Below are 13,023 nucleotides of genomic sequence, written 5' to 3'. Positions count from 1 at the left end.
ATTTTAGTTTATGGTTCAAGTTAACTAATTTTATGCTTTTTTCTATTTTTTGGTAGGCAGTAAACAGTTGACAGCGGGCATTTTACAGTTGGGTTATCAACAATGCGATCATTTTCGATAACTCACAACAAATCGTTATCTTTGCGCCCCCTAAAATTAAGGCAGGCAAATGAGCAAAAAGGTCGCATTTTACACATTGGGTTGTAAACTCAATTTCTCCGAAACTTCTACAATTGCCAGAGGTTTTGAAAAGGAGGATTTTCAGCGTGTGGACTTTTCGGATAAAGCAGATGTATACGTAATCAATACCTGTTCGGTAACGGAAAATGCGGATAAACGCTTTAAAACTATTGTAAAACAGGCCCAAAAGTCGAATCCCGATGCTTTTGTAGCGGCTGTGGGCTGTTACGCCCAGTTAAAACCAGAAGAATTGGCCGAGGTGGATGGTGTTGATTTGGTGCTGGGTGCAACGGAAAAGTTCAAGATCACGGACTATTTGAACGACCTTACCAAGAACGATAAGGGAGAAGTGCACTCTTGTGAAATCGAAGATGCCGATTTTTATGTGGGGAGTTACGCCATTGGCGACCGCACACGTGCCTTTTTAAAGGTGCAGGACGGCTGCGATTACAAATGTACATATTGTACTATTCCCTTGGCACGCGGTATTTCGCGCAGCGATACATTGAGCAATGTATTGAACAACGCCAGAAAAATAGCCTCGCAGGATATTAAGGAGATCGTACTTACCGGGGTAAATATTGGCGACTACGGGAAAGGTGAGTTTGGCAATAAAAAGCATGAGCATACCTTTTTGGATTTGGTAAAAGCGTTGGATACCATCAATGGTATCCATAGATTGCGCATATCTTCCATAGAACCAAACTTGTTAAAGAACGAGACTATCGATTTTGTTGCACAGAGCAACTCCTTCGTTCCCCATTTTCATGTGCCTTTGCAGAGTGGGAGCGACGATATTTTAAAGAAGATGCGACGTCGATATTTGTCCAATTTGTATGTGGATAGGGTGAAACGCATCAAATCTGCTATGCCCCACGCCTGTATTGGTGTAGATGTGATCGTTGGGTTCCCTGGGGAAACGGACGAACACTTCTTGGAAACCTATCACTTTTTGAACGATTTGGATATTTCTTACCTGCATGTATTTACCTATTCTGAAAGGGACAATACAGTAGCGGCCGAAATGGAAGATGTGGTGCCCAAAAAGGTACGCAACAAACGTAGTAAAATGTTAAGGGGACTGTCTGCCAAAAAAAGAAGGGCTTTTTACGAGAGCCAATTGGGTACTGTACGGACCGTACTGTTCGAAGGGGAGAACAAGAAAGGCTATATTCATGGCTTTACCGAAAACTACATCAAGGTAAAGGCTCCTTGGGACCCTGCTTTGGTGAACACCTTGCACCAAGTAGAGTTAGAAGATATCGACGCGGATGGACTGGTTCGCTTCAAGTTTGTTTCCAGTGAGATTGTGGCATAAAAAAACCTCCTGAAAAAGGAGGCTTGGATGTTTTTGATCATTGATCAAATCAGATTCGGATACCTACGGGCAACATTTCCTTGTACTGCCTGTTTTTTCTTAAGAAACCTGCAATTTGCGGACTTGTAGGCACAACTCTTAGATTTTTCTCTTGGATTTCGTTCAATACAGCTTTAATAAAATCCTCTTTAAAGCCTTCTTTTGTAATTTCTTCCGGAATAACCAGTTTGGTCAAAAATACTTTACGCTCTTGTGAAGAGTACTCAATTTTGGCTAAATGCCCATTGACGGTAGTTTCAAATTGGCGTAGGAAACTATTGTCAGTGATTTCCAATGTTGTCATATAGAACTTGTTTTTTTAATGACTCGCAGAAATACCTTAAGGTATCTCTAATTCCCCCATCATATAAATAATGTATCGGTTAGGTGGGGTCGGCTGCAAAAGGGCTACAAAAGTAGTGAAAATATTGCTAATTTCCTAGTCCTTATCGATATTTGGTGTACTATGACCGATAACAAAACCCATCTCTACCTAATGCCAGGAATGGCTGCCAATTCTTCGATTTTTGAGGGGATCAAGCTTCCGGAAGACCAATTTACTTGCCATACCTTGGAGTGGTTCGTGCCCGAAAAAGGAATGGATTTGGAAGCATATGCCAAAAAAATGTGCAAAAAAATAAACGAACCCAACCCAGTTTTGTTGGGGGTTTCATTTGGTGGTATGTTGGTACAAGAGATGGCCAAGATCATGCCCGTACGAAAGCTGATCGTGGTATCGTCGGTAAAAAGTAAGCACGAGCTACCTAAAAAAATGATTTTTGCCAAGTACACCAAAGTCCACAAACTGCTACCAACGGGTTTGGTGAACAATGTGGAATTGTTGGCCAAATATGCCTTTGGCGAAACCGTGACCAAGCGTTTGCACTTGTACGAAAAATATCTGTCCGTTCGCGACAAATATTATATTGATTGGTCCATTGATCAAATTGTGAACTGGAAACAGGAAACTCCGCTAAAAAATACGGTTCATATTCAAGGGGAGAAAGATGCAGTTTTTCCAACATCCCATATAAAGGACTGCATTTTGGTAAAAAATGGCACACATACCATGATCATTCACCGTGCTCGTTGGTTCAATGAGCACCTCTCCACAATTATTTTGGAATAATTTCGTCTATATAATAGTATCTTTACATTGATAATAAATTAGGGAAGACATGAAACAAGTAAAAAACATATTGGCCTTTATTGGATTAATGGCCGTAGTGAGCACGTTGATTTTTGCCGTGCAGTCGAATGAAGTGGATGAAAAACCAGAATTGCAAGAAGTTGAAACAACGGAATCGGACAAAAATGTTGCGGATACATATCAAATAAGCGCCATTGAAATCCCTGAGGACCTGAATTTTGCCGGAGAAGCGGTTCCACAGGAAGATCCAGAGATCATGGAGCGCGTGGACCGGGAGTTTTTGGTGAACACCTATTGGCAATCCAATGCCCTTTTATTGATGAAAAGGGCCAACAAATACTTTCCAATCATTGAACCCATTCTTAAAAAGAACGGAATCCCGGATGATTTTAAATATTTGGCCGTGGCCGAAAGTGGTTTGCAAAATGTAGTTTCCCCAGCAGGGGCTACCGGTTTTTGGCAGATAATGCGCGCCACGGGCAAGGAGTACGGTCTGGAGGTCAATTCCAATGTGGATGAACGCTATCATGTGGAAAAAGCGACTCAGGTCGCTTGCGACTATTTAAACAAATGGAAAAATCGTTTTGGTAGCTGGACCCTTACCGCAGCCGCGTACAATGCCGGACCTGCCGGGGTTCAAAAATATATGGATATTCAACAAGTGGACGATTATTACGATCTATTGTTGGGGCAGGAGACAGGCCGCTATGTGTTCCGCATTTTGGCCATTAAGGAAATTCTATCCCATCCAGAGAAATATGGTTTTCAGTTAGATCAGGACGATATGTACGAAAAGGTGCCCACTTTTACCGTTGAAATTGATACTGCGGTATCCAATTGGGCGGATTTCGCAGAACAGTACGAAATAAACTATAAGATATTAAAACGGCACAACCCTTGGTTGCGCGAACCTCATTTAAACAATGCTTCCCGCAAAAAGTACACCATAGAAATACCGAACAAAGGATATTACCGAGTGGGGAATGTGGGGAAGTAATTGGTATTGGCCCTAATATTTTTGGTTACACTGGTAAATTGCTTTTTGTTTGGGGTTATCTATCTCAATACCTAACACTCCAAAGCAAAACAAAAGAATAGTTTTATTCGGGTCTACTTGCAAATTTTGCAATCCTCTTTGTCCTGTAATTGGCCTACTAGATAGCCTTGTTCACTCATTTCGTAACCACAGCAATCCATAAAGCCTTCGGCAATTTTTTGTCGTCCACGTTGTATTTGCGATTTTACGGTGGGTAACGGTAAACTTAATTTTTTTGCAACCTCTTTTTGTTTTAATCCCATTATATCGGCCAAAAAGATAGGTTCTCTGTACTTTTTAGGTAGATTAACTAAAATACCTCTTAAACAATCTTTTTCGGTATGTTCATGGGTTTCAGGAACATCCTCTGTATCAAAATCATTAAATTCAATTTTTACTTTACTGGTTTTTAAATAATCCATCAAAGTATATCGCGCTACGGAAAACAACCAAGATTTTAGCTTGTTGCTATCTTTTAGGGTGTGCAGCTTGGTGTGTACCTTTATAAAGGTGTCTTGTAAAATATCGTTTGCAACAGTTTCATCTTTGGTTTTACTGAGAATAAAACGTTTGATGTCTTCCGAATATGTCTCCCAAATCTGTGTTGTGGTCATACTTAAAGATAAAAAATCAGCTTGAATTATGATGTTCAAGCTGATTCTTGGTTTAACAATTACAATTGGTGCATGTACAGTTGTTGCATGTACAATCTGAACATCTTTCGTTGTTACAAGGTTCGCAATTGCAATTACAAGATTTATCTGTTTTCATAAGTGAATGAATTTTATGGTTCACTTAATAGACGATAGAACTTTAAAAAAGATGCATTCGAAATACAGAAATTTTTAAGGGGCCTCTTAATAACAAATTATGGAGCGGAGGCATCCCAAATCAAGTGTGCAATACCACCAAAATAAAAAGATAAAGTAAAAATTAAATCTTTTTCATCTGCTGCTGCATCATTTTGATTTGATCGGTAAGCATATTGTTTTTATCCAATTTTTTGGCTTCTTGCAACAATTGTGTTGCTTCACGCTTTCTGCGCTTTTGCATGGCAATACCGGCCAAGCTCAATTTGGTCATGGCCACATCGTAATCCATGGTCAAACCAAATTTTAGGGCCTTTTTAAAGTATTTCTCGGCCTGGGTCAGATTTTTCTGGGAGTAGATGATACCGTGCAAATAATTGTAATATCCCACTTGCTTTTTGATCAAAGCAGACTCAGGGTTCTTAATTTTATCCAACCAGCCCTGTACACCGTCCAAATCCTGTTTTCTCATTTTAAGAAACGCCAAAAGAATGAACTCGTTCCGGAAATAAAGAAAAATGAAAACAAGGGAGAGCAAGATCAGTGCAATTCCATTGCCAATATTGCCCTCAATAAACTGAAATACGGCATAGGCTATAATAAGAACGGCAATAACGAGCTTGATATTTTTATTGAACATGTGGTCTAGAGTTTTTACCTTTAGTTAAGCGCAGGCAAAAGTACTAAAAACTTAATTAAATATTTTAAGTTTGGGCTTGCCAAAGTAAAAAGTCTTTGTATATTTGCGCCCAGAATTTTTTAGGGAAGAGTAACTTCCCATCAACAAATCCATAAAACAGTTCGGAAATGAAAAGAACGTATCAACCATCCAAAAGGAAGAGAAGAAACAAGCATGGTTTTAGGGAGCGCATGGCGACTGCCAATGGTAGAAAAGTTCTTGCGAGAAGAAGAGCCAAAGGAAGAAAAAGATTAACTGTTTCCTCTGAGCCAAGACATAAAAAATAATGATAGTATTTATTATTTAAATTAAAGGTGTTACTTTTCTAGGTAACACCTTTTTTTTGACATATAAGCAGATAACCGAGAAACCCCTTAAGAAAATGCCCAAAAGAAAAGATTTAAATTCCATTTTGATCATTGGTTCTGGTCCGATCATCATCGGTCAGGCATGTGAGTTCGATTATTCCGGTTCCCAAGCACTTCGCTCCCTACGGGAAGATGGTATAGAAACCATTTTGATAAATAGCAACCCCGCCACCATTATGACGGACCCAGCTATGGCAGATCATGTTTACCTTAAACCGTTGACCACTAAGTCGATAATCGAAATACTTAAAAAGCATCCCAATATTGATGCGGTTTTACCGACCATGGGCGGGCAAACAGCGCTGAATCTTTGTATCGAAGCAGATGATAAAGGGATATGGGAAGATTTTGGAGTGGAGATCATCGGGGTTGACATTGATGCCATCAACATAACCGAAGACCGAGAAAAGTTTAGGGAATTAATGCTGAAAATTGGAATAGGCATGCCTCCCCAGGCCTCGGCGACCTCGTTCCTAAAAGGAAAGGAAATTGCCCAAGAATTTGGATTTCCATTGGTAATCAGGGCTTCTTTTACCCTTGGTGGAGCAGGTGCGGCCATAGTTCACGACCCGGAGGATTTTGATGGTCAGCTGAGCCATGGGTTGGAAGTGTCCCCAATTCACGAAGTGATGATCGATAAGGCCCTAATGGGGTGGAAGGAATATGAATTGGAACTGCTACGTGACAAAAACGACAACGTAGTCATCATCTGTACTATCGAGAATATGGATCCAATGGGTATCCACACAGGGGATTCCATTACGGTGGCTCCCGCTATGACCCTATCGGACAGGACGTTTCAACGAATGCGTGATATGGCCATCCATATGATGCGCAGCATTGGGGATTTTGCCGGTGGATGTAACGTACAGTTTGCCGTTAGCCCGGACGAAAAAGAAGACATTATAGCCATTGAAATTAACCCGAGGGTTTCCCGTTCCTCTGCGTTGGCATCCAAGGCCACGGGGTATCCGATTGCAAAAATCGCTGCTAAATTGGCCATTGGTTATACGTTGGATGAGTTGGACAACCAGATTACCAAGTCGACTTCAGCTTTGTTCGAACCAACATTGGACTACGTAATCGTAAAAATACCACGCTGGAACTTTGATAAATTCGAAGGTTCTGACAGAACCTTGGGACTCCAAATGAAGTCGGTAGGAGAGGTGATGGGAATTGGGCGTTCGTTCCAAGAAGCCCTACACAAGGCTACACAATCCTTGGAGATTAAGCGTAATGGTCTGGGAGCCGATGGTAAAGGATACAAAGATTACGAAACCATCATTGAGAAATTACGTGTACCCAGCTGGGATAGGGTTTTTGTAATCTATGACGCCATTCAACTGGGAATACCATTAAAACGTATCCACGAGATCACCAAGATAGATATGTGGTTCCTTAAACAATACGAGGAATTGCACTTCTTGGAGATGGAAATATCAAAATACACCATAGAAAGCTTGCCAAAAGCACTGTTGTTGGAAGCAAAACAAAAAGGTTTTGCGGACAGACAGATTGCCCACATGTTGGATTGCTGGGAAAGCGAAGTGCACAGCAAACGTATGGACTTGAACATCAACCGAGTATACAAACTGGTGGATACCTGTGCTGCGGAGTTTAAAGCGGTAACACCTTATTATTACTCTACTTTCGAAGAAGAAATCGAAACACCGACCGGAGAACGCTACGTGGCCAATGATAGTGTGGTGACCGACAAGAAAAAGATTGTTGTTTTAGGGTCTGGTCCCAATCGAATAGGGCAAGGAATCGAGTTCGACTACTGCTGTGTACACGGAGTTTTGGCGGCTGCCGAATGCGGTTACGAGACCATTATGATCAATTGCAACCCGGAAACCGTTTCCACCGATTTTGATACAGCGGACAAACTATACTTTGAACCCGTGTTCTGGGAGCATATTTACGATATTATCCTTCACGAAAAGCCAGAAGGCGTAATTGTGCAGTTGGGCGGACAGACCGCGCTCAAACTTGCCGAGAAACTGGATAAGTATGGTATCAACATCATCGGAACCAGCTTCCAGTCTCTCGACTTGGCCGAGGATAGAGGTAGTTTTTCCACCCTGCTGAAGAACAACGATATTCCTTACCCGAAATTTGGCGTGGCCGAAACAGCGGACGAAGCTTTGGATTTGGCCGAGGAATTGAAATTCCCATTATTGGTAAGGCCTTCTTATGTATTGGGTGGCCAAGGAATGAAAATTGTGATCAATAAAGAGGAACTGGAAGCCCATGTGGTGGACTTGTTGCGCAAGATACCGAACAACAAGCTGCTGTTGGATCATTACTTGGATGGCGCTATCGAGGCAGAGGCAGATGCCATTTGCGACGGTGAGGATGTGTACATTATTGGGATTATGGAGCATATTGAACCTTGTGGAATCCATTCAGGTGATTCCAATGCAACATTGCCACCCTTTAATTTAGGCGAGTTTGTGATGCAACAAATAAAAGATCATACCAAAAAAATTGCGTTGGCACTTAATACCGTTGGTTTGATCAATATTCAGTTTGCTGTAAAAGATGATACGGTTTATATTATTGAAGCGAACCCTAGGGCATCGCGTACAGTACCATTTATTGCCAAGGCATACAAAGAGCCTTATGTGAATTATGCCACTAAAGTAATGTTGGGAGATAAAAAGGTGAAGGATTTCAACTTTAATCCACAATTGGAAGGCTATGCCATTAAGCAACCCGTTTTCTCTTTTAATAAGTTCCCTAACGTAAATAAAAATCTGGGGCCCGAGATGAAAAGTACAGGAGAGAGTATTTTGTTCATCGACAGTTTAAAAGATGATGAGTTCTATAACCTGTATTCCAGAAGGAAAATGTATTTGAGCAAGTAATTCATTACTGATCGAGAATAAAAAAGGGCCGCAGATAGCGGCCCTTTTTATGTTTAACGATGTGTTATTTTACTCCTGTTTTACTGACTCCAACTTTGCTAATCTTTCCTGTAGCAATAAGAGTACTTTATTCTGATCGGATAGCTTTTGGTTAATTTCTTTTAAGCTTTCTATTTCTTTTTGCTGCTGAATGGAATGTAGGGTGAGCTCTTCGATTTTTTGTAACAAAGTTGCGTCCATTTCCCCAAGATCTATACCATTGTTTTTTATCTCTTCGGCACTTGGAACATTGGGTAGATGTCCATTCTTATTGATAAATGCTTCAACTTCTTTTAAACTTAAAAGCGTGTAATTTTTTTCAAACACAAAATCAGGCCAATTTCCCTCAAGTTCCACTTTAACAGATTCGGCGACCATGCTTCCAGCTACGGCAAACATATATCCTTGTGTGTTGGAAGTTCCGATTCCCACATTTCCGGTTGCATAGGAAATGTCATTGCCGGATGTGGTCCATGGTGAAGAGCCAGAAGACAAAGGTGCCCCATTTACCAAAAAGTTGGTAGCATTGATTGTACCTGCCACATCTAAAGCATATCCTGAAGCAGCAGTTCCGATTCCCACATTTCCAGTTGCATAGGAAATGTCATTGCCGGATGTGGTCCATGGTGAAGAGCCAGAAGACAAAGGTGACCCATTTACCAAAAAGTTGGTAGCATTGATCGTACCTGCCACATCCAAAGCATATCCTGAAGCAGCAGTTCCAATGCCAATATTTCCAGATGTATATGAGAGGTCGTTGCCAGAAACAATCCATGGTGAAGAAACCAATGTGGTTCCGTTCAATAGGATTTCTGTGGCGTTCAAGGTAGCAACATCCACATCTCCCGTTGTAAATGAAATATCACTGCCGGTGGTTGTCCAAGGTGAACTGGAATTCTCCAAAGGAGTGCCGTTGACCAAAATATTGGACGCGTTAAGTGTACCTGCAATATCCAATTCGTAATTAGGGGTATTGGTGCCTATACCTACATTTCCACTTGAATAAAATATATTATTTCCGTTCAGGTTCCAAGGAGAGCTTTGCATAGGGCTTCCACCAACCAATAGGTTGGTTACGTTTATTTCCGTGGCATTTAACGAGCCGTTAATATCCAGGGCATAATTCGTGTCGGGGGTTAATGTCCCAATTCCAACAGTGCCGGATGCAGGGAAAGAGTTTTGCCCGTATGCAATTGCACCAAGCAATAGAGCGAATACGGTGTAAAATGGGGTTAGCTTTTTCATGTTTTGTTGTGTTAGTGCAGTAATATTGCTTTGGTAAAATATTTTATTCATATTCCCTTAGTTCAAAGGAGAGATTATCAAAATTGTCCGCAAAAGCGTTTATCCCGTTTTGGAGCTCCAACCTTATTTCCGTAGTGCTTTCCAAAGTTCCCCTTACACTTGTATGGGTGGTTGGGGTGCTGAAAAAGATAACGGTTTTACTAATGTCGATAGGGCTATCGAGTGTTCCTGTGTAAATGCCCTGGGCCTCCCGTGTCCAGGTAATGGTAATATTGATATTGTTTTCTAGGACTTGTTCGGTCGGGTCATTGGTGCCCGATTGGCTTATTAGGGAAGTATAACTTTGATATGTAAAGTCGCCAGCTTCTCCATTACAAAGGTATTCGGAGGTGGTTACTTCATTAATATCCAAAATGCCATTTGAGTTGTTGTCGATACCAACATCCAGCTTGTATCCTCCGTTTGAGCAATTTTCACCAGGTAGTTCAATTGCCGTACTCACCAAGCTGGACAACCCTGTTGATGATTCTGTGTTACAAACATATTGGGAAGAGGTAACCTCGCTCGCCTCCAGTGTTCCATTACTATTGATGTCCAAACCAAAATCCAATCGAAAGCCTCCATTTGCACAATTAGTACCGGGGTCTTCAACCGCAGTATTTACTAAACTATTTAAACCGTTTTCTCCATCTAGTCCATCAATGCCGTCTCTGCCATCCAGTCCGTTGGTGCCGTCTTCTGAACTACAGGCTATGAGGGTTAAAAGAAATAAAAATAAAGATGTAAACTTCAGGGGTAAATGTTTCTTCATGGGGCTAAGTGTATTGAACATTAATTTCCCAAATGTAGATAAATCAGCTATTGAAACTAACTGACAGTAGATAGAAAGTATGAAAAATCAGATGAAATGCACGGAGTACAGGCTCAGAATCAGTGAATAAGTTTAAACGATTCGGCAATCGTTTTAAAGGTTTTTTTGTGCTCTTGTTTTTTGCTATTTAAAGTCCATGCCATTATCATGTAAACATGATCGTTTCCTTCTACAAATGTTATAAAATATGAGATTTCGTTGTCCACATTTCTCAATGTAGCGTCAACTTCTTGGTATATTGAATTCAAGTTGTTGATTTTAAATGGTTTTGGGTTGGTCTTACTGTTTACTTTTGTGGTTCTGGAAAGGATTTGTAGCCTGGCCTGTCTGTAGTTTTCCAAAAGGGATAGATTTTTATCGTATTGTCCTAAATCCTCATAAACTTGCTTAAATCCAGATTTGGGTTCATCAATGATCAAAAGGTAAGCTTCGTTGAGTAGGCTTTGGTATTGTAATGAAGCTTCTTCGTTCAGACCTGTAGTGGTTGTCATAAATCTAGGTATGTCAACACTGTAATTCCCTTTAACGGTCACGGTATGGAAGGCATCCATATCTAAAGATGAATCTCTTTTCTTTTGTTTAGAGTCCAAACAAGATGCTAGCGCAAGTACAATCGGAATTAAAACAATAGGTGCATTTTTCATATAGAGCGCGTTGTTTATATTCAATGGAAATGAAAATATAAATAAAATATCAGATGCGAACCTTGAACTATCAATTTTGACGAATTATACAGTGCCCTCAATATTCATAGAATTGAAGCGTTTGTAAGGCATTAAAAGCCCAAATTTCCATTTTTTGCTATCTTGGTTTTATGTTTGACCATGAATTGCTAAACTATCTGGAAGGGTACCTTACCGAAGAACGTAAACAGCGTTTTTGTGATGTATTGCAAAAAAGGACCCGACATATTACCGTAGCGGTTGAAGATGTTTACCAGTTGCACAATACTAGTGCTATTTTACGAAGTTGCGATGTTTTTGGGGTCCAGGATCTACATGTGGTGGAAGATCGTTTTGGAAAACGGATGGACAAAAATATTGCCATGGGCGCCGAACAATGGGTGGATGTGAACCGATATCAAACCACAACGGATTGTATCTCAAAACTGAAGAATGAAGGGTATCAGATTGTAGCAACCACTCCACATGACGATTCATCACTGCTTCATGATTTCTATCCGCAAAAAAAATCGGCCATTTTTTTTGGAACAGAAAGAGAGGGGTTGTCCAAAGAGGTTATGCAACGGGCGGATGGGTTTTTAAAAATACCCATGGTCGGATTTTCAGAAAGCCTAAATGTTTCTGTTTCCGCCGCTATAATTATTCAAGAACTGGCGCAAAAAGTACGCAGTTCCAATCTTGATTGGCAATTAACCCCTATGGAAGTTCTCGATAAGCGGTTGGACTGGACCAAAAAATCCATCAAAGATGTTGAGGGAATCATTAAAAGATACCGGAACACGTAAAATAATTTTGTACTTTTAATTGTAAATCAATCAATTACAGTTATGTTGCTATTATATATCCTCCTCGCTTTGGTGCTTTTGATCGGTATTCTTGCCATGATCGCACCTAAAAATTACGATGTTTCCCGATCCATAGAAATTCACAGGCCCAAGGCTATTGTTTTTAAGTATTTAAAATTCTTGAAGAATCAAGATGAATGGTCTCCATGGGGCAAAAAAGACCCCAATATGCAAAAAGAGTTTACTGGAACGGATGGTGAAGTAGGGGCAACCAGTTATTGGAATGGAAATAAAGAAGTAGGGGAAGGGGAGCAGGAGATTATCAAAATAGTCGATGGGGAACGTATAGAAAGTGAACTCAGGTTCTTAAAGCCATTTAAATCCACTTCGGATGCATACATTACCACCAAAGAAATAGAGGCTGATATCACCAAGGTGGTCTGGGGATTCTCAGGAAAGAACAAATTCCCGATGAGCATTATGATGTTGTTCATGAATATGGACAAAGCTGTGGGAAAGGATTTTGAAGAAGGATTGGCAAGCCTTAAAGAGATTTTGGAAAATCAATAGCATATGGAAAATAATTTGGTGGGCTGGTTCGAAATACCGGTAACGGATATGGATCGGGCGAAAAAATTTTATGATACTGTCTTTCAGATCGAGATACAATTACAGGACCTTGGCGGAACCAAAATGGGCTGGTTTCCGCGGACCGAGGGTAAACAGGGATCTTCCGGGTCGCTCATTCAAAATAAAGATTGGTACACACCTAGCGAAACCCATGGTGTGCTTATTTACTTTTCCAGTGCGGATGTAAACAACGAACTGGGCCGTATCGAGGATGCCGGGGGCAAAATATTACAGAACAAAACACAGATAAGCCCGGACATTGGTTATATGGCCTTGTTTAGCGATACCGAGGGCAACCGGTTGGCCCTTCACTCCAGACAATAG

At 40.8% G+C, this 13,023-nt stretch carries 14 protein-coding genes; 8 read left to right on the top strand and 6 right to left on the bottom strand.

Going from position 1 to position 13,023, the window contains the following annotated elements; translation table 11 throughout:
• The first annotated feature begins 169 nt into the window (after nucleotides 1-169).
• Nucleotides 170-1,498, top strand: a complete 1,329-nt coding sequence (gene mtaB / locus AB9K32_RS06555) for a tRNA (N(6)-L-threonylcarbamoyladenosine(37)-C(2))-methylthiotransferase MtaB (protein ID WP_369884722.1) — start codon at nucleotides 170-172, stop codon at nucleotides 1,496-1,498.
• Nucleotides 1,499-1,547: 49 nt separating this feature from the next.
• On the opposite strand, the gene AB9K32_RS06550 is transcribed toward mtaB, so the two are convergent.
• Complete coding sequence (locus AB9K32_RS06550; RefSeq protein ID WP_224836634.1) at nucleotides 1,548-1,841, bottom strand: GNAT family N-acetyltransferase; 294 nt, start codon at nucleotides 1,839-1,841, stop codon at nucleotides 1,548-1,550.
• Nucleotides 1,842-2,003: 162 nt separating this feature from the next.
• Between AB9K32_RS06550 and AB9K32_RS06545 the strand changes: the two genes are divergently transcribed.
• Together AB9K32_RS06545 and AB9K32_RS06540 are read left to right on the top strand one after the other, a co-directional pair.
• On the top strand, nucleotides 2,004-2,666 hold the full coding sequence (locus AB9K32_RS06545) for an alpha/beta hydrolase (RefSeq protein WP_369884721.1): 663 nt from the start codon (nucleotides 2,004-2,006) through the stop codon (nucleotides 2,664-2,666).
• A gap of 49 nt (nucleotides 2,667-2,715) precedes the next feature.
• Nucleotides 2,716-3,684 (top strand): lytic transglycosylase domain-containing protein, encoded by a 969-nt coding sequence (locus AB9K32_RS06540; RefSeq protein ID WP_369884720.1) that lies wholly within the window; start codon nucleotides 2,716-2,718, stop codon nucleotides 3,682-3,684.
• Nucleotides 3,685-3,797: 113 nt separating this feature from the next.
• Here the strand turns inward: AB9K32_RS06540 and AB9K32_RS06535 are convergent, their stop codons facing one another.
• Both AB9K32_RS06535 and AB9K32_RS06530 read right to left on the bottom strand, forming a co-directional pair.
• On the bottom strand, nucleotides 3,798-4,376 hold the full coding sequence (locus AB9K32_RS06535; protein ID WP_369884719.1) for a sigma-70 family RNA polymerase sigma factor: 579 nt from the start codon (nucleotides 4,374-4,376) through the stop codon (nucleotides 3,798-3,800).
• A 280-nt stretch (nucleotides 4,377-4,656) separates the two neighbouring features.
• Nucleotides 4,657-5,172, bottom strand: coding sequence for a DUF2892 domain-containing protein (locus tag AB9K32_RS06530; RefSeq protein ID WP_224836638.1), 516 nt, complete (start codon nucleotides 5,170-5,172; stop codon nucleotides 4,657-4,659).
• 167 nt (nucleotides 5,173-5,339) lie between these two features.
• Here AB9K32_RS06530 and rpmH point away from each other — a divergent pair, with 167 nt between their 5' ends.
• Nucleotides 5,340-5,498, top strand: coding sequence for a 50S ribosomal protein L34 (rpmH, locus tag AB9K32_RS06525; protein ID WP_072882462.1), 159 nt, complete (start codon nucleotides 5,340-5,342; stop codon nucleotides 5,496-5,498).
• Between the two features lie 95 nt (nucleotides 5,499-5,593).
• Nucleotides 5,594-8,446, top strand: a complete 2,853-nt coding sequence (carB, locus tag AB9K32_RS06520; protein ID WP_369884718.1) for a carbamoyl-phosphate synthase large subunit — start codon at nucleotides 5,594-5,596, stop codon at nucleotides 8,444-8,446.
• A gap of 69 nt (nucleotides 8,447-8,515) precedes the next feature.
• Here carB and AB9K32_RS06515 read toward each other — a convergent pair whose 3' ends face one another.
• The 3 genes from AB9K32_RS06515 to AB9K32_RS06505 form a co-directional block, all read right to left on the bottom strand.
• Nucleotides 8,516-9,730 carry a hypothetical protein gene (locus AB9K32_RS06515; protein WP_369884717.1) on the bottom strand — a complete coding sequence of 405 codons (1,215 nt, stop codon included), beginning with the start codon at nucleotides 9,728-9,730 and terminating at the stop codon, nucleotides 8,516-8,518.
• A 43-nt stretch (nucleotides 9,731-9,773) separates the two neighbouring features.
• Nucleotides 9,774-10,541, bottom strand: a complete 768-nt coding sequence (locus AB9K32_RS06510; RefSeq protein WP_224836641.1) for a hypothetical protein — start codon at nucleotides 10,539-10,541, stop codon at nucleotides 9,774-9,776.
• Nucleotides 10,542-10,660: 119 nt separating this feature from the next.
• On the bottom strand, nucleotides 10,661-11,245 hold the full coding sequence (locus AB9K32_RS06505; RefSeq protein ID WP_224836642.1) for a hypothetical protein: 585 nt from the start codon (nucleotides 11,243-11,245) through the stop codon (nucleotides 10,661-10,663).
• A 170-nt stretch (nucleotides 11,246-11,415) separates the two neighbouring features.
• On the opposite strand from AB9K32_RS06505, the gene AB9K32_RS06500 reads away from it, so the two are divergent.
• Genes AB9K32_RS06500 through AB9K32_RS06490 form a run of 3 tightly spaced genes read left to right on the top strand, consistent with a single transcriptional unit; the run spans nucleotide 11,416 to nucleotide 13,023 of the window.
• Entirely contained in the window at nucleotides 11,416-12,069 is a 654-nt protein-coding gene (locus tag AB9K32_RS06500) for a TrmH family RNA methyltransferase (RefSeq protein WP_369884716.1), read from the top strand.
• Nucleotides 12,070-12,111: 42 nt separating this feature from the next.
• The gene (locus AB9K32_RS06495) at nucleotides 12,112-12,639 is read left to right on the top strand and encodes an SRPBCC family protein (RefSeq protein WP_369884715.1); all 528 of its coding nucleotides are present in this window, start codon (nucleotides 12,112-12,114) and stop codon (nucleotides 12,637-12,639) included.
• A 3-nt stretch (nucleotides 12,640-12,642) separates the two neighbouring features.
• Nucleotides 12,643-13,023, top strand: a complete 381-nt coding sequence (locus tag AB9K32_RS06490) for a VOC family protein (protein WP_252079974.1) — start codon at nucleotides 12,643-12,645, stop codon at nucleotides 13,021-13,023.

The sequence above is a fragment of the Allomuricauda sp. XS_ASV26 genome (assembly GCF_041224615.1).
In the GTDB taxonomy this organism is placed as follows: domain Bacteria; phylum Bacteroidota; class Bacteroidia; order Flavobacteriales; family Flavobacteriaceae; genus Flagellimonas; species Flagellimonas alginolytica.
Note: the sequence above shows the minus strand (reverse complement) of the source record. Positions and strands in the feature narration are given on the sequence as shown.

What these genes read in the sequence shown, in the direction of transcription:
- AB9K32_RS06505 (WP_224836642.1), bottom strand. Translation starts at nt 11,245, where the DNA reads ATGAAAAATGCACCTATTGTTTTAATTCCGATTGTACTTGCGCTAGCA.
- carB (WP_369884718.1), top strand. Translation starts at nt 5,594, where the DNA reads ATGCCCAAAAGAAAAGATTTAAATTCCATTTTGATCATTGGTTCTGGT.
- AB9K32_RS06540 (WP_369884720.1), top strand. Translation starts at nt 2,716, where the DNA reads ATGAAACAAGTAAAAAACATATTGGCCTTTATTGGATTAATGGCCGTA.
- rpmH (WP_072882462.1), top strand. Translation starts at nt 5,340, where the DNA reads ATGAAAAGAACGTATCAACCATCCAAAAGGAAGAGAAGAAACAAGCAT.
- AB9K32_RS06500 (WP_369884716.1), top strand. Translation starts at nt 11,416, where the DNA reads ATGTTTGACCATGAATTGCTAAACTATCTGGAAGGGTACCTTACCGAA.
- AB9K32_RS06515 (WP_369884717.1), bottom strand. Translation starts at nt 9,730, where the DNA reads ATGAAAAAGCTAACCCCATTTTACACCGTATTCGCTCTATTGCTTGGT.
- AB9K32_RS06490 (WP_252079974.1), top strand. Translation starts at nt 12,643, where the DNA reads ATGGAAAATAATTTGGTGGGCTGGTTCGAAATACCGGTAACGGATATG.
- AB9K32_RS06530 (WP_224836638.1), bottom strand. Translation starts at nt 5,172, where the DNA reads ATGTTCAATAAAAATATCAAGCTCGTTATTGCCGTTCTTATTATAGCC.
- AB9K32_RS06550 (WP_224836634.1), bottom strand. Translation starts at nt 1,841, where the DNA reads ATGACAACATTGGAAATCACTGACAATAGTTTCCTACGCCAATTTGAA.
- mtaB (WP_369884722.1), top strand. Translation starts at nt 170, where the DNA reads ATGAGCAAAAAGGTCGCATTTTACACATTGGGTTGTAAACTCAATTTC.
- AB9K32_RS06495 (WP_369884715.1), top strand. Translation starts at nt 12,112, where the DNA reads ATGTTGCTATTATATATCCTCCTCGCTTTGGTGCTTTTGATCGGTATT.
- AB9K32_RS06545 (WP_369884721.1), top strand. Translation starts at nt 2,004, where the DNA reads ATGACCGATAACAAAACCCATCTCTACCTAATGCCAGGAATGGCTGCC.
- AB9K32_RS06510 (WP_224836641.1), bottom strand. Translation starts at nt 10,541, where the DNA reads ATGAAGAAACATTTACCCCTGAAGTTTACATCTTTATTTTTATTTCTT.